This is a genomic window from Thioclava atlantica (assembly GCF_000737065.1).
Classification (GTDB): Bacteria; Pseudomonadota; Alphaproteobacteria; order Rhodobacterales; family Rhodobacteraceae; genus Thioclava; species Thioclava atlantica.
The window spans coordinates 326,458-340,375 of sequence record NZ_AQRC01000003.1; the positions used below are offsets into that span (position 1 = coordinate 326,458).

At 62.7% G+C, this 13,918-nt stretch carries 25 protein-coding genes; 3 read left to right on the forward strand and 22 right to left on the reverse strand.

From position 1 onward, the window contains the following. Positions 1 to 138: 138 nt before the first annotated feature. The 13 genes from DW2_RS05865 to rpmC form a co-directional block, all read right to left on the reverse strand. Positions 139 to 1,779 (reverse strand): BCCT family transporter, encoded by a 1,641-nt coding sequence (locus DW2_RS05865; RefSeq protein ID WP_038144419.1) that lies wholly within the window; start codon positions 1,777 to 1,779, stop codon positions 139 to 141. A gap of 63 nt (positions 1,780 to 1,842) precedes the next feature. Next, positions 1,843 to 2,259 carry a universal stress protein gene (locus tag DW2_RS05870; protein ID WP_038144420.1) on the reverse strand — a complete coding sequence of 139 codons (417 nt, stop codon included), beginning with the start codon at positions 2,257 to 2,259 and terminating at the stop codon, positions 1,843 to 1,845. 173 nt (positions 2,260 to 2,432) lie between these two features. Next, positions 2,433 to 2,621, reverse strand: a complete 189-nt coding sequence (gene rpmD, locus DW2_RS05875; protein WP_038144421.1) for a 50S ribosomal protein L30 — start codon at positions 2,619 to 2,621, stop codon at positions 2,433 to 2,435. A gap of 12 nt (positions 2,622 to 2,633) precedes the next feature. Further along, positions 2,634 to 3,203 (reverse strand): 30S ribosomal protein S5, encoded by a 570-nt coding sequence (rpsE, locus tag DW2_RS05880; protein ID WP_038144423.1) that lies wholly within the window; start codon positions 3,201 to 3,203, stop codon positions 2,634 to 2,636. Between the two features lie 114 nt (positions 3,204 to 3,317). Continuing rightward, positions 3,318 to 3,677 carry a 50S ribosomal protein L18 gene (gene rplR, locus DW2_RS05885; protein ID WP_038144424.1) on the reverse strand — a complete coding sequence of 120 codons (360 nt, stop codon included), beginning with the start codon at positions 3,675 to 3,677 and terminating at the stop codon, positions 3,318 to 3,320. A 12-nt stretch (positions 3,678 to 3,689) separates the two neighbouring features. Beyond that, positions 3,690 to 4,223 carry a 50S ribosomal protein L6 gene (gene rplF, locus DW2_RS05890; RefSeq protein WP_038144425.1) on the reverse strand — a complete coding sequence of 178 codons (534 nt, stop codon included), beginning with the start codon at positions 4,221 to 4,223 and terminating at the stop codon, positions 3,690 to 3,692. Between the two features lie 10 nt (positions 4,224 to 4,233). Next, positions 4,234 to 4,632 (reverse strand): 30S ribosomal protein S8, encoded by a 399-nt coding sequence (rpsH, locus tag DW2_RS05895; protein ID WP_202900092.1) that lies wholly within the window; start codon positions 4,630 to 4,632, stop codon positions 4,234 to 4,236. Positions 4,633 to 4,642: 10 nt separating this feature from the next. Continuing rightward, the gene (rpsN, locus tag DW2_RS05900; RefSeq protein ID WP_038144427.1) at positions 4,643 to 4,948 is read right to left on the reverse strand and encodes a 30S ribosomal protein S14; all 306 of its coding nucleotides are present in this window, start codon (positions 4,946 to 4,948) and stop codon (positions 4,643 to 4,645) included. A 19-nt stretch (positions 4,949 to 4,967) separates the two neighbouring features. Further along, the gene (rplE, locus tag DW2_RS05905; protein WP_038144428.1) at positions 4,968 to 5,525 is read right to left on the reverse strand and encodes a 50S ribosomal protein L5; all 558 of its coding nucleotides are present in this window, start codon (positions 5,523 to 5,525) and stop codon (positions 4,968 to 4,970) included. After that, the gene (gene rplX / locus DW2_RS05910; RefSeq protein ID WP_038144429.1) at positions 5,525 to 5,830 is read right to left on the reverse strand and encodes a 50S ribosomal protein L24; all 306 of its coding nucleotides are present in this window, start codon (positions 5,828 to 5,830) and stop codon (positions 5,525 to 5,527) included. Before rplX ends, rplE begins: the two co-directional genes overlap by 1 nt. Continuing rightward, positions 5,830 to 6,198 (reverse strand): 50S ribosomal protein L14, encoded by a 369-nt coding sequence (gene rplN, locus DW2_RS05915; protein WP_038073566.1) that lies wholly within the window; start codon positions 6,196 to 6,198, stop codon positions 5,830 to 5,832. Before rplN ends, rplX begins: the two co-directional genes overlap by 1 nt. A gap of 79 nt (positions 6,199 to 6,277) precedes the next feature. Next, the gene (gene rpsQ / locus DW2_RS05920; RefSeq protein ID WP_038144430.1) at positions 6,278 to 6,511 is read right to left on the reverse strand and encodes a 30S ribosomal protein S17; all 234 of its coding nucleotides are present in this window, start codon (positions 6,509 to 6,511) and stop codon (positions 6,278 to 6,280) included. A gap of 12 nt (positions 6,512 to 6,523) precedes the next feature. Further along, positions 6,524 to 6,724: a 50S ribosomal protein L29 gene (rpmC, locus tag DW2_RS05925; protein WP_038144431.1), complete on the reverse strand. Its 201-nt coding sequence runs from the start codon at positions 6,722 to 6,724 to the stop codon at positions 6,524 to 6,526. 189 nt (positions 6,725 to 6,913) lie between these two features. Between rpmC and DW2_RS05930 the strand changes: the two genes are divergently transcribed. Beyond that, on the forward strand, positions 6,914 to 7,537 hold the full coding sequence (locus DW2_RS05930) for a 2OG-Fe(II) oxygenase family protein (protein ID WP_038144432.1): 624 nt from the start codon (positions 6,914 to 6,916) through the stop codon (positions 7,535 to 7,537). A 115-nt stretch (positions 7,538 to 7,652) separates the two neighbouring features. Continuing rightward, positions 7,653 to 8,180 carry a flavodoxin domain-containing protein gene (locus DW2_RS05935; RefSeq protein ID WP_038144433.1) on the forward strand — a complete coding sequence of 176 codons (528 nt, stop codon included), beginning with the start codon at positions 7,653 to 7,655 and terminating at the stop codon, positions 8,178 to 8,180. An 88-nt stretch (positions 8,181 to 8,268) separates the two neighbouring features. On the opposite strand, the gene rplP is transcribed toward DW2_RS05935, so the two are convergent. The 5 genes from rplP to rplB are packed head-to-tail and all read right to left on the reverse strand — an operon-like array spanning position 8,269 to position 10,911. Further along, entirely contained in the window at positions 8,269 to 8,682 is a 414-nt protein-coding gene (gene rplP, locus DW2_RS05940; protein WP_038144434.1) for a 50S ribosomal protein L16, read from the reverse strand. 14 nt (positions 8,683 to 8,696) lie between these two features. Then, positions 8,697 to 9,404, reverse strand: a complete 708-nt coding sequence (gene rpsC, locus DW2_RS05945; protein WP_038144436.1) for a 30S ribosomal protein S3 — start codon at positions 9,402 to 9,404, stop codon at positions 8,697 to 8,699. Then, entirely contained in the window at positions 9,404 to 9,784 is a 381-nt protein-coding gene (gene rplV, locus DW2_RS05950) for a 50S ribosomal protein L22 (RefSeq protein WP_038144437.1), read from the reverse strand. The genes rpsC and rplV overlap by 1 nt, the downstream gene beginning before the upstream one ends. Positions 9,785 to 9,789: 5 nt before the next feature. Beyond that, positions 9,790 to 10,068 carry a 30S ribosomal protein S19 gene (gene rpsS, locus DW2_RS05955; protein ID WP_038144439.1) on the reverse strand — a complete coding sequence of 93 codons (279 nt, stop codon included), beginning with the start codon at positions 10,066 to 10,068 and terminating at the stop codon, positions 9,790 to 9,792. A gap of 3 nt (positions 10,069 to 10,071) precedes the next feature. Further along, the gene (gene rplB, locus DW2_RS05960) at positions 10,072 to 10,911 is read right to left on the reverse strand and encodes a 50S ribosomal protein L2 (protein ID WP_038144441.1); all 840 of its coding nucleotides are present in this window, start codon (positions 10,909 to 10,911) and stop codon (positions 10,072 to 10,074) included. Positions 10,912 to 11,166: 255 nt separating this feature from the next. Between rplB and DW2_RS05965 the strand changes: the two genes are divergently transcribed. Then, positions 11,167 to 11,472, forward strand: coding sequence for an SH3 domain-containing protein (locus tag DW2_RS05965; protein ID WP_038144443.1), 306 nt, complete (start codon positions 11,167 to 11,169; stop codon positions 11,470 to 11,472). 89 nt (positions 11,473 to 11,561) lie between these two features. On the opposite strand, the gene DW2_RS05970 is transcribed toward DW2_RS05965, so the two are convergent. From DW2_RS05970 to rpsJ, 4 genes are read right to left on the reverse strand one after another with little or no spacing between them, the layout of a single operon-like run. After that, positions 11,562 to 11,858 carry a 50S ribosomal protein L23 gene (locus DW2_RS05970; RefSeq protein WP_038144445.1) on the reverse strand — a complete coding sequence of 99 codons (297 nt, stop codon included), beginning with the start codon at positions 11,856 to 11,858 and terminating at the stop codon, positions 11,562 to 11,564. Continuing rightward, complete coding sequence (gene rplD / locus DW2_RS05975; RefSeq protein WP_038144446.1) at positions 11,855 to 12,475, reverse strand: 50S ribosomal protein L4; 621 nt, start codon at positions 12,473 to 12,475, stop codon at positions 11,855 to 11,857. The genes DW2_RS05970 and rplD overlap by 4 nt, the downstream gene beginning before the upstream one ends. Next, the gene (gene rplC / locus DW2_RS05980) at positions 12,475 to 13,329 is read right to left on the reverse strand and encodes a 50S ribosomal protein L3 (RefSeq protein ID WP_051855499.1); all 855 of its coding nucleotides are present in this window, start codon (positions 13,327 to 13,329) and stop codon (positions 12,475 to 12,477) included. The genes rplD and rplC overlap by 1 nt, the downstream gene beginning before the upstream one ends. A gap of 10 nt (positions 13,330 to 13,339) precedes the next feature. Continuing rightward, positions 13,340 to 13,648 (reverse strand): 30S ribosomal protein S10, encoded by a 309-nt coding sequence (gene rpsJ / locus DW2_RS05985; protein WP_036639457.1) that lies wholly within the window; start codon positions 13,646 to 13,648, stop codon positions 13,340 to 13,342. Positions 13,649 to 13,918 lie beyond the last annotated feature (270 nt).

Genomic DNA, 13,918 nt, shown 5'->3' on the forward strand with positions numbered 1-13,918 from the left:
CCCATTGCCGATGCGGCCTGCGTAGCGCCCATCGGTTTCGCGGCCAAGGCGATTGTCGCCAGCGAAACGGGTGAGCCATGAAAAAGCGCGCGCGAGCCGGTCGGGCTCGCACGCGCCTTCTCTTGCAATCGGGCTGGTTCAGCGCGGTTCGGCGCGCAGCCCTTTCACGATCGCCCAGCACATCAGCAACAGGACCAGCGTGAAGGGCAGACCGGTGGAGATCACCATCGCCTGAAGCGCGGAGAGCCCGCCGCCCACCAGAAGCACGATCGCGACCGCGCCCTCGAAGGTCGCCCAGAACACACGCTGGGGCACCGGCGCATCGACCTTGCCGCCCGCGGTGATCGTGTCGATCACGAGCGAGCCGGAATCCGACGAGGTGACGAAGAACACGATGACCAGAACGATCGCGATGACCGAGGTGATCGAGCTCAGCGGCAGCCCTTCGAGCATCGCGAAGAGCGAAAGCGGCGGATTGTAATTGTCGATAACCTGCGCCTTGACCGCGGAGGCGGCCGGATCCGAGATCACCTGATCGATCGCCACGCCGCCGAAGACGGCCATCCACAGCACGCAGACCATCGAGGGGATGATCAGAACGCAGGTGATGAATTCGCGCACCGTACGCCCACGCGAGACCCGCGCGATGAACATGCCGACGAAGGGCGACCAGCTGATCCACCACGCCCAGTAGAACGCGGTCCAGCCGTCGCGATAGCTATCGTCGGTCCGGCCAACCGGGTTCGAGAGCGGGATGATTTCCTTCGCATAGGCGACGAGCCCCTGGCCGAAATCGGACAGGATCATCAGTGTCGGGCCAGCCAGGAGAACGAAGAGCAGCAGAAGCGCCGCGATCCCCATGTTGATCTCGGACAGCAGCTTCACGCCGCCTTCGAGCCCCCGCAGCACCGAGAACAGCGCAACGCCGGTGATCGCGGTGATCAGCACGATCTGCACCGGGATCGAGACCGGGATGCCGAAGACATGGTTGAGACCCGCATTGGCCTGTTGCGCGCCGAAGCCGAGCGAGGTGGCCAGCCCGAAGAGCGTCGCGAAGACCGCGAGAATGTCGATCACATGGCCGGTCCAGCCCCAGATCCTCTCGCCGAAGATCGGATAGAAGGCGGAGCGGATCGTCAGCGGCAGGCCCTTGTTGTAGGAAAACAGCGCCAGCGCCAGCGCGACCACCGCGTAGATCGCCCAAGGGTGCAGGCCCCAGTGATAGATCGTCGCGGCAAGCCCCATCGCCTTGGCGCGGTCCACATTGCCCGGGATAAGGTTCCCATCGACATCGAAGGGGGACGGCGTGCCCAGCGGCTCGGAGATCGCCATGTGATAGACGGGTTCGAGCACGCCGAAGAACATCAGCCCGATCCCCATGCCGGCCGCGAAGAGCATCGCAAACCATCCGACATAGGAGAAATCGGGCGTCGCATCTTTGCCGCCGAGCCGGACCGAGCCCCAGGGACTCACGATCAGCGCGAGGCAGAAGACCACGAAGATGTCCGCCGCGGTGAGGAAGAACCAGTCGAAGGTCGAGGTGAGATAGGGCCGCAGCCAGCCGAAGATCGCCCCGGCCTGTTCGGGCAGAGCGAGCGCGTAGAACACGAAGGCCACGATCGCGATCGCCGAGACCATGAAGACGGGGTTGTGGACGTCGAAGCCGAAGGGACCAACCTTCCCTTCCAGATTGTCCTGCCCGATCTCGTAATCGGTCTCGATGAGTTCCGTCGCGCCTTCGGGCGCGGGGATGCCCTGAGTTTCGTCAGGGTCGGCCATATTCTGTCCTCCTGTCATTATTGTAGGTATTGGAAGTGGGGTAGTCGGGGGAAAGCGCCCGGATCAGCCGCGTACGAGAAAGACCGACGCCTTCGTATGGGACGCGAGATGGCCCCCATGCGACGCCCAGAGGTAATCCGCGACATTGGGCAGATGCGTGGCCATGACCACGAGGTCGCAGCCCAGCTCGTCGGTCGCCCGAAGAAGCGCCTTGTCGAGGTCTATCGCGGGGTCTGTCGCGACGATCATGAGAGCCTTTGCGCGATGGCCGTGCGCCGCCACCTCCGAGGTGGTGAATTCGGTCAGCCGTGCTTCATATTCCTTGGGATTGTGCCCCAGAGTTCCGGGTTCGGGGCTCGTGATACCGACATAGGTCACTTCGGCATCATGGGTCTTGGCAAGGTCCGCCGCGATACTCAGCGCCTTCCCCATTCGGGAAACGTGACGCAGATCGACGGGAACCATGATCTTGTCGAACATCTTGGTCCCTCTTTCTTTGTCGTTCCGCCCCCCGACACAGCCGAGGGGCGTAAAATGCAATAACTCTTACCCCACGGAAACAGTTCCCGATTTCGTGAGGCGGGCTGAAATGAAGACCGCCCCGATCCTGGGGATCGGGGCGGCTTTCATTCAGTTCGGTGTTGCCCGTGGGCTCAGCCGCGTTCTTCCACGATCTCGACGAGATGCGGGATCTTCGCGACCATGCCGCGCACCGCCGGCGTATCTTCCAGCTCACGGGTGCGGTTCATCTTGTCCAGACCCAGACCTTTCAGCGTCGCACGCTGGATGGCCGGACGGCGGATCGGCGAACCGATCTGCTTCACAACGATGGTTTTCGCCATGTCTCGAACTCCTTACGCTTCCGCGGCTTCGGCGGATGCCTCAGCCTCGGGCTTCTTCAGGATGTCGGCCACCTTCTTGCCGCGGCGCGCGGCCACCTGGCGGGGGCTCGCTTCCTTGGTCAGGCCGTTGAGCGTGGCACGGATCATGTTGTAGGGGTTCTGCGACCCGTTCGACTTCGAGACGACGTCCTTGACGCCGAGCATTTCGAAGACGGCACGCATCGGACCACCGGCGATGATCCCGGTCCCTTCCGGCGCGGCGCGCATGATCACCTTACCGGCGCCATGACGGCCCTCGATGTCGTGATGCAGCGTGCGCCCATCGCGCAGCGGAACGCGGATCAGGTTGCGCTTCGCCTGCTCGGTCGCCTTGCGGATCGCCTCGGGCACTTCTTTCGCCTTGCCCTTGCCGAAGCCCACACGGCCACGCTGGTCGCCGACAACCACGAGGGCTGCGAAGCCGAAACGCTTACCACCCTTCACGGTTTTCGACACACGGTTGATCGCGACGAGGCGATCGGCGAATTCCGGGTTCTCGTCGCGCTCTTCGCGGCGGCCCCGGCGGTTGTCACGTTCTGCCATAAGGCATTCCTTCTCGTGATGGCGCGGTATCACGCCGTTACATCCGATCCAGGTGCCCCGAAACGAGTCCGGGGCCCGGATCATCGGGGTGGCGCGAACGCCACCCACCAGTCCTTAGAACTTCAGGCCGCCTTCACGGGCAGCATCGGCCAGCGCCTTGATCTTCCCGTGGAACAGGAAGCCGCCACGGTCGAAGTAGCAGGTTTCGACACCGGCTTTCTTCGCACGCTCGGCGATCGCAGCACCGACTTTCGCTGCCGCTTCGACGTTGTTCTTGCCGATGACGCCGAGATCTTTCTCGAGCGTCGAGGCCGAAGCCAGCGTCACGCCGTTGACGTCGTCGATCAGCTGAACGCTGATGTTCTTCGACGAACGATGAACCGAAAGACGGGCGCGACCAGCGGCCATCTTGCGAAGCTTGTTCCGAACGCGCAGGCGGCGCTTGAGGAACAGATCTCTCTTGCTGTTAGCCATTTTTCGCGCCCCTTACTTCTTCTTGCCTTCCTTGCGGAAGATGTACTCGCCCTTGTAGCGGATACCCTTGCCCTTGTAGGGCTCGGGCGCACGCCACTCGCGGATGTTGGCCGCAACCTGGCCCACCTGCTGCTGGTCGATACCTTCCACAACGATCTCGGTCTGCTTCGGTGCCGTGACGGTCACGCCCTGCGGCACTTCGAAGTTGACCTCGTGCGAGTAGCCGAGCGAGAGCTTCAGAACGTTGCCCTGCATCTGGGCGCGGTAACCGACACCCTGGATCTCGAGCTCTTTCTTGAAGCCTTCGGTGACGCCCTGGACGAGGTTCGCGACCTGCGAGCGGGTCATACCCCACTGCTGGCGCGCGCGCTTCGACTGGCCACGCGGCGTGATCGAGACGGCGTTGTCCTCAACCTTGAGGGTCACGTCGTCGGTCGCGGTGAAGGAACGGGTGCCTTTCGGCCCCTTCACTTCGATGGTCTGGCCCGACAGCTGCGCGGTAACGCCGCTGGGAAGCTCGACCGGTTTTTTACCAATACGAGACATTGAGCCCTCCTTAGAACACGGTGCAGAGCACTTCGCCGCCGACATTGGCGGAACGTGCTGCCGCGTCCGACATGACGCCCTTCGAGGTCGAGACGATCGAGACGCCAAGACCCTGACGAACCGAGGGCACGTCTTTCGCGGCCATGTACACGCGACGACCGGGGGTCGAGACGCGCTTGAGCTCGCGGATGACGGGGGTGCCCTCGTAGTACTTCAGGCTGATTTCCAGCTCCGGGTGACCTTTCGCATCGGTCGCCGTTTCGTAGCCGCGGATGTAGCCTTCGTCCTTGAGCACGTCGAGGACCCAGGCACGCAGCTTCGAAGCCGGAGTGCGGACGGTGGATTTGCCGCGCATCTGCGCGTTGCGGATGCGGGTCAGCATATCGCCGAGAGGATCGTTCATAGACATACCGACCTCCTTACCAGCTCGATTTCACCATGCCGGGGATCTGGCCGTAGGAGGCCAGTTCGCGCAGCATGATCCGCGAGAGTTTGAGCTTACGGTAGTAAGCATGGGGACGACCGGTGAGCTGGCAACGGTTGTGCAGCCGGGTCGCCGACGAATTGCGCGGAAGTTCCGCGAGTTTCAGCGAAGCCTTGAAGCGCTCTTCCATCGGGCGCTCCTGGTCGTTGATGATGTCCTTGAGCGCGGCGCGTTTCGTAGCGTACTTGTTCACAAGACGCTGACGCTTCACTTCGCGCGCAACCATGGATTTCTTAGCCATTGATTCCGTTCCTCCGCGATCAGGCGTTGAAAGGCATGTTGAAATGCTTCAACAGCGCCTTCGCTTCGGCATCCACGTCAGACGTGGTCACCATGATGATGTCCATGCCAAGAACCTCATCGACCTTGTCGAAGTCGATTTCCGTGAACACGATGTGTTCCTTGAGGCCCATGGCGAAGTTGCCACGACCGTCGAAGGACGGCTTCACGCCGCGGAAGTCGCGGACGCGCGGCATGGCGACGTTGATCAGGCGATCGAGGAATTCGTACATCCGGTCGCCGCGCAGGGTCACTTTGCAGCCCAGCGGCATTTCTTCCCGGACGCGGAAGCCAGCGATCGACTTCTTCGCCTTGGTCATCACGGCCTTCTGACCGGCGATGAGCGAGAGCTCCTCGGCGGCCTGCTTGACCTTCTTGGTGTCTTTCACGGCTTCGCCGACGCCCATGTTCAGCACGATCTTCTCGAGCCGCGGGATCTGCATGTCGTTCTTGTAGCCGAACTCTTCTTTCAGCGCTGCGCGGATCTGGTCCTTGTAGAGCGCTTTGAGACGCGGAGTGTAGGTCGCTTGATCGAGCATCAGATCGCCTCCCCGGTGGTCTTGGCGAAACGCACCTTCTTGCCGTCTTCCTCGCGGAAGCCGACGCGGGTGGCTTTGCCGTTCTTGTCCATCAGAGCCAGGTTCGACAGATCGATCGGCATCGCCTTCGGCTGACGGCCACCCTGGTTCGACTGGCTTTGACGCTGGTGACGGATCGCGACGTTGACGCCGTCCACGACTGCCTTGCCGACTTTCGGCATCACAGCGGTGATCTCACCCTGCTTGCCCTTGTCCTTGCCGGCCAGCACGACGACCTTGTCGCCTTTACGGAGCTTAGCAGCCATTACAGCACCTCCGGAGCAAGCGAGATGATCTTCATGAAGTTCTTCGCACGCAGCTCGCGCACGACCGGCCCGAAGATACGGGTGCCGACAGGCTCGCCCGCGTTGTTCAGGATGACGGCGGCGTTGCGGTCGAAGCGGATGGCGGTGCCATCTTCACGACGGACTTCTTTGGCGGTGCGCACGACGACGGCCTTGCGGACGTCACCTTTCTTCACGCGACCACGCGGGATGGCTTCCTTGACGGAAACGACAATGATGTCGCCCACCGACGCATAGCGACGGTGCGAGCCACCCAGAACCTTGATGCACTGAACTCGGCGTGCGCCGGAGTTGTCAGCAACATCCAGATTGGTCTGCATCTGGATCATTTGGTTTCTCCCGACCTTTGGGGACGCCTATGCAGCAAGGGCCCCAGGGTTTCGACAAGCTGGAAGGAGCTGCCCCGGCTCACGCCGAAACGACAACCCGCCAACGTTTCGTCTTCGAGATCGGCGCGCACTCTTCGATGCGAACAATGTCACCGGTCTTGAATTGGTTTTCCGCGTCATGGGCGCGGTATTTCTTGGACTTCCGGATCGTCTTCTTGAGAACCGGATGCGTGAAGCGGCGCTCGACCGAAACGGTCACGGTCTGGTCGTTCTTGTCCGACGTCACGGTACCTTGCAGGATGCGTTTGGGCATGGGAAGCTCTCCTTACTTCGCGGCTTCAGCGGCTTTTTGGTTCAGCACGGTCTTCACGCGCGCGACGTCGCGGCGCACGGCACGCATACGGGCGGTGTTCTCGAGCTGGCCGGTTGCTTGCTGAAAGCGGAGGTTGAAGGCTTCTTTTTTCAGCGCGACGAGCTGATCACGCAGCTCATCAGGCGTCTTCGCCTTGAGTTCTTGGGCGTTCATCCCGGGTCCTTTCTTGGCATCAGAGGGCCCCTCGCGGGTGACCCTGTATCTGATGGGTTATGTCGGTCCTGAATTCAGGAACTTGGGGCCAATATCAGAGCGAATCGGATATGGCAAGGATTGTTTGGCCTTTGGCCCGCTTTGGCGTAACAGGGGGCCGAAACAACGCTCAAACCAGCGAGAGATCCCATGTCGGAAATCGAATCCCTCTTCGTCACCCGCCTCTACCGCGCCCGTCTATCCGAGTTCGGCCCCAAGGTCGACACCGGCGAGCTGGAGGCCTCGTGCTACGCGATCGCGGAGGATGACGAGGCCGGTCAGGACTGGTGCGAGGAGAACGGCTATCCCGGCTACACCTCCTATGCCTCGCTGACCGACCTGCCCTGGCGCTTTCCGATCTTCGCCGACATCGTGAAATCGCTCGACGCCCATGTCGCGGCTTTCGCCGAGGACCTGCAATTCGATCTGGGCGGCGGCACGCTGGTGCTCGAGGATCTCTGGATCAACATACTGCCCGAGGGTGGCGCGCATGGCTCGCATATCCACCCGCATTCGGTGATCTCGGGCACGACCTATGTCGCGATGCCCGACGGCGCCTCGGCGCTGAAGCTGGAAGATCCGCGCCATGCGATGATGATGGCCGCGCCCACCCGCATCAAATCCGCCCGGCGCGAATTGCAGCCCTTCATCTACGTCGCGCCCGAGCCTGGAGAGGTTCTGCTCTGGGAAAGCTGGCTGCGCCACGAGGTGCCGATGAACATGGCCGAGGACGAGCGGATCTCGGTGAGCTTCAATTACAAATGGGTGGAGTGAGCCCCCTGCCCGCTTGACCCGGGTCAATGCGACGCAGGCAAGAACCTCCTTGAATGTCTAGACCGACCTGCGCGACCTCCGCGCAGGCGGCGCGCAGCGTTCACGGGAGGGCGCCATGAAGATCCTGATTGCCTACGCCACGAGCGAAGGCCAGACCCGCAAGATTTCCCGTCATATCAGTGACCGGCTTGCCGATGCCGGGCACGCGGTCGAAATGCTGCGGCTCGCGGACGCATCCGGCCTGAAGATCGGGCGCTTTGACCGGGTGATCCTCGCAGCCTCCATCCATGTCGGTCATTACCAGCGAGAGCTCACCGAATTCGTGGCCGACCACGCCGATGCGCTCAATGAGAAGCCCACCCTCTTCGTTTCGGTCTCGCTCGCCGCCGCTGGCCACGATGCCGAGGACTGGCGCGGCCTGGACGAGATTCTCGCGGATTTCACGGAAGCCACGAATTGGACGGCGGGGCGCACGGAGCAGGTCGCGGGCGCCTATCTCCCGTCCCATTACGATCTTTTCCGCCGCTTCGTCATGCGCCGGATCCTCGCTGCGAAAGACCCGAGTGCGGATCTGGCCGCAGACAAGGAATATACCGATTGGGGGGTTCTCGATGCCGTGGTCGATGGTTGGCTCGCCGAGTGAGTGCCCGCCCCACGGCAGGCCCCGAGAAAGCAAAAGCCCCGCCATCTCTGGCGGGGCTTTCGTATCTCTCGATGCGGTCAGACCGGGATTACCAGTCCTGACGCTCGACGATGCGGCAGGCGATCGGCAGCTTCGCCGCGCCGAGGCGCAGGGCCTCGCGAGCGATCTCCTCGTTGACGCCGTCGATCTCGAACATCACGCGGCCCGGCTTGACCTTCGCGGCCCAGCGGTCGACCGAACCCTTACCTTTACCCATACGGACTTCGGTGGGTTTCGCGGTGATCGGGGTATCCGGGAAGATCCGGATCCAGACACGGCCCTGACGCTTCATGTGACGGGTGATCGCACGACGCGCAGCTTCGATCTGGCGGGCGGTGACGCGCTCGGGCGCGGTCGCCTTGAGGCCGTAGTGACCGAAGTTCAGGTCAAAGCCGCCTTTGGCTTCGCCGTGAATCCGGCCCTTGTGCATCTTGCGGAACTTCGTCCGTTTCGGTTGCAGCATGACTATCTACTCCCTCAGCGATCGCGACGCGGGCCGCGCGGAGCCGGGCCCTCTTGGGCTTCGGCGTGCTTGCGGTCGCGAGCTTGCGGATCATGTTCCATGATCTCGCCTTTGAAGATCCAGACCTTCACGCCGATGATCCCGTAGGGGGTCGACGCTTCGGACAGCGCGTAGTCGATATCGGCACGCAGGGTATGCAGCGGCACGCGGCCTTCGCGATACCACTCGGTGCGCGCGATCTCCGCGCCGCCCAGACGGCCGGCGACGTTCACACGAATGCCGAGGGCGCCCATGCGCATCGCGTTCTGCACCGAGCGCTTCATGGCGCGACGGAACGAGACACGACGCTCGAGCTGCTGGGCGATCGACTCGGCGACGAGTTGCGCGTCGAGTTCCGGCTTGCGGATTTCGACGATGTTGAGGTGCAGCTCGCTGTCGGTGAGGTTCGCCAGCTTCTTTCGCAGCGCTTCGATGTCAGCGCCTTTCTTGCCGATGATGACGCCCGGACGCGCAGCGTGAATGGTCACGCGGCACTTCTTGTGCGGACGCTCGATGATGACGCGGCTGACGCCGGCCTGCTTGGCTTCCTCGTGGATGAACTCGCGGATCTTGATGTCCTCGAGCAGGAGGTTGCCGTACTCCTTGTCGTCGGCGTACCAGCGGCTGTCCCAGGTGCGGTTGACCTGGAGGCGCATGCCGATCGGATTGACCTTCTGACCCATTACGCTTGCTCCTCGATCTGGCGCACCTTGATGGTGATTTCCGAAAACGGCTTCATGATCTTGCCGAACCGGCCACGCGCCCGCGGGCGGCCGCGCTTCATCACCAGGTTCTTGCCGACCCAGGCTTCGGCGACGACGAGTTCGTCCACGTCCAGGCCGTGGTTGTTCTCGGCATTGGCGATCGCCGACTGCAGGCACTTCTTCACGTCGAGCGCGATGCGCTTCTTCGAGAAGGTGAGGTCGGCCAGAGCCTTGTCCACCTTCTTGCCGCGGATCATCGCGGCGACGAGGTTCAGTTTCTGCGGCGAGGTGCGAAGCATCCGGGTCTTGGCCATCGCTTCGTTATCCGCCACGCGGCGCGGATTCTTTTCCTTACCCATGGCTCTTACTTCCTCTTGGCTTTCTTGTCGGCCGCATGCCCGTAATAGGTACGGGTCGGCGAGTATTCACCGAATTTCTGACCAATCATCTCTTCGGTGACGTTCACCGGGATGTGCTTGTGGCCATTGTAGACCCCGAAGGTGAGGCCCACGAATTGCGGCAGGATGGTGGAGCGGCGCGACCAGATCTTGATCACTTCGCCTTTGCCCGACTCGCGCGCTTTCTCTGCTTTCTTCAGCAGGTAAGCATCGACGAAGGGGCCTTTCCAAACAGAACGAGACATATCTTAGCGACCCTTCTTCTTCGCGTGACGCGAACGCAGGATGTACTGGTCCGTCTTCTTGTTCGTGCGGGTGCGCTTGCCCTTGGTGGGCTTGCCCCACGGCGTCACCGGGTGACGGCCACCCGAGGTGCGGCCTTCACCACCACCATGCGGGTGGTCGATCGGGTTCATCGCAACACCGCGGACGGTCGGACGCACGCCCATGTGACGCTTACGACCGGCTTTACCGAGGTTCTGGTTCGAGTGGTCGGCATTCGACACGGCACCGATGGTCGCCATGCATTCCTGACGCACGAGGCGCAGTTCGCCCGAGCTCAGACGCAGCTGGGCGTAGCCACCGTCACGGCCGACGAACTGGGCATAGGTGCCCGCGGCGCGTGCGATCTGACCGCCCTTGCCCGGCTTCAGCTCGACGTTGTGGACGATGGTACCGATCGGCATGCCCGAGAACGGCATCGCGTTGCCCGGCTTGATATCGGCGCGGGCCGCAGCGATCACCTTGTCGCCGACAGCGAGACGCTGCGGGGCGAGGATGTAGGCGAGTTCGCCGTCTTCGTATTTGATCAGGGCGATGAAGGCGGTGCGGTTCGGATCGTACTCGATCCGCTGGACGGTCGCCGGAACATCGAATTTGCGACGCTTGAAATCGACGATGCGGTAGAGACGCTTGGCGCCACCACCCTTGTGCCACATCGTGATCCGCCCGGTGTTGTTCCGGCCACCCGTCTTGGTCAGACCCTCAGTGAGGGCTTTGACCGGACGGCCTTTCCAAAGCTCCGAACGGTCGATCAGAACCAGCCCACGCTGGCCCGGCGTCGTCGGCTTATACGACTTAAGTGCCATGCTTTCTGTCTTCCGTTAGCTTGCGGCGAGTTGCCCCGCCTGTCTGTGTGTATAGGGCCCCGAAGGTCCCCGAATTCAAAAATCACGGGCCCCGGAACGAATCCGAGGCCTCGAGATTGGCGCGATGTAGCAGGGTTGCGGGGACGAGTCTATAGGGGAGGCCGTGTTTTCCGCCCGATCGCGCGGCGAACTGGCGTTCCGGACATGGGCGAGGCAGACTGCGTCCCGAGGCAAAAGAGATAACAGGAGAGAACGATGCGTCCAACCGGATTGCTCGCGCTGACAGCCCCCCTTCTTGCAGCGATACTTTTCGCCACCCCCACCCTCGCGGACAGCTGGCGCGGCACCTACGAGGTGCACGGCGTCAAGGGGGAGGACATGCTCAAGATGCGCGAAGGCCCCGGCACCGGCTACAAGGTGATCGTGGGCCTCCCCAACGGCACCGCGCTCGAGGTCCAGAGCTGCCAGCGGATCGGCAACACCCGCTGGTGCAAGGCCACGCTCCAGCGCGCCCGCGGACTCAGGGGCTATGTCTCCGAGAGCTACCTGCGCGAGAAGTGAGGCACCGGGCGCATTGCTGCGCGCCTCGCCCCGCAAACGAAAAGGCCCCCGCTTTCGCGAGGGCCTTTCCAATTCTCAGATCGCCTGGATCACAGACCGGTCGACACGTCGATCGTGTTGCCTTCTTCCAGCGTCACATAGGCTTTCTTCACGTCCGAGCGGCGACCGGGGGTGCCGCGGAAACGCTTCGTCTTGCCTTTGATGATGGTGGTGTTGACCGCCTTCACCTTGACGCCGAAGAGGGACTCGACGGCTTCCTTGATCTGCGGCTTCGATGCGTCTTTCGTCACTTCGAAAACCACCGCGCCATTCTCCGAGGCCATGGTGGCTTTCTCGGTGATGATCGGCTTGACGATCACGTCGTAATGTTCGGGTTTCGCGCTCATTTCAGACGAGCCTCCAGAGCTTCGACACCCGCCTTCGTGAGCACGAGGGTGTCACGCTTGAGGATGTCATAGACATTGGCGCCCATCGAGGGCAGCACGTCGATGCCTTCGATGTTGCGCGCGGCTTGGGCGAAGTTCTCGTTCACCTCGGCCCCGTCGATCACCAGCACCTTCTTCCAGCCCAGCTCCTTCGCGGCTTTCGCAAGCAGCTTGGTCTTGGCTTCGGCCAGGGTCGCGTCGTCGAGAACCACCAGGTTGCCCGAGGCCGCCTTCGACGACAGCGCGTGCTTCAGACCGAGCGCCCGGAACTTCTTGGGCAGGTCGTGGGCGTGGCTGCGCGGGGTCGGGCCTTTATAGACACCACCCTTGCGGAAGATCGGCGCCTTGCGGGAACCGTGACGCGCGCCACCGGTGCCCTTCTGGCGGTAGATCTTCTTGGTCGAGTAGCTGACTTCCGATTTCGTCAGGACCGAATGGGTGCCCGCCTGCGCCTTCGCACGCTGCCAGCGCACGACGCGATGCAGGATATCGGCACGCGGTTCGAGCCCGAAGATCTCGTCGGACAGGTCGATCGAGCCAGCCTTGCCGGCGTCGAGTTTGATCACGTCGAGTTTCATCACTTGTCTCCTTCGGGCGCGGAATCGCCGTCAGTCGCCTCGGACGAGGCTTCGGCTTCCTTCAGCGCGGCCTCTTCGGCAGCAGCCGCTTCGGCCTCAGCAGCCTTGCGGGCTTCTTCCTCCTCGGCAGCAGCCTGTGCGGCGGCTTCCTCGGCGAGACGCTTGGCTTCTTCGGCAGCCGATTTCAGCGCGGCGGGGTAGATGACGTTTTCCGGGATCGGCTTCTTCACCGCATCCTTCACCGTCACCCAGCCGCCCTTGGCGCCGGGCACCGAGCCCTTGACCATGATCAGGCCGCGATCGGCATCGGTCTTGACCACTTGCAGGTTCTGGGTCGTGACGCGCACGGCACCGAGGTGGCCGGCCATCTTCTTGCCCTTGAACACGCGACCCGGGTCCTGACACTGACCGGTCGAGCCGTGCGAGCGGTGCGAGATCGACACACCGTGCGTCGCGCGCAGACCACCGAAGTTGTGACGCTTCATCGCACCGGCGAAACCCTTACCGATCGAGGTGCCCGCGATATCGACGAACTGACCCTCGAAGTAATGATCGGCGGTGATTTCCTCACCCACTTCGATCAGGTTTTCCTCGGCGACGCGGAATTCCGCGACCTTGCGCTTGGGCGCCACGTTCGCTTTCGCGAAGTGACCGCGCATCGCAGCCGTGGTGCGCTTGGCCTTGGCTTCGCCCGCACCGAGCTGAACGGCGCTGTAGCCGTCGCGGTCGGAAGTGCGCTGAGCCACCACCTGAAGCTTGTCGAGTTGGAGAACGGTCACCGGAACCTGCCGGCCGTCCTCGAGGAAGAGCCGGGTCATGCCCAGCTTCTTGGCGATTACACCAGTCCGCAGCATCTTGGCCTCCTTACACCTTGATCTCGACATCGACGCCAGCGGCGAGGTCGAGCTTCATCAGCGCGTCCACGGTCTGGGGCGTCGGATCAACGATGTCGAGAAGACGCTTATGCGTGCGGATTTCCCACTGGTCGCGCGACTTCTTGTCGATGTGCGGACCACGCAGAACCGTGAATTTCTCGATCTTGTTCGGGAGCGGGATGGGCCCGCGCACCTGGGCACCCGTGCGCTTCGCGGTGTTGACGATTTCCTGGGTGCTGGCGTCCAGCACGCGGTAATCGAACGCCTTGAGCCGGATGCGGATATTTTGGCCGGTCATGTGTCATGCCTCTCGCATGGCGTGAAGGTTGAGAGGCAGACGACGCCTCGTGCGCGCCTGCATCGAACCTGTAATCTTGGCAGATCAGGCGCGTCCCCTACGGATCTTCCCCGACTCTGTCAAGAGTGAATGGCGCGCCTTTCGGCGCACCATCCGATTTCTTTTCGATTGTCGCGATCAGGGCCGGAAAACCGGCCCCGACACCACCGATCACTCGATGATTTTGGACACGACGCCGGCGCCGACGGTGCGGCCGCCTTCGCGGATGGC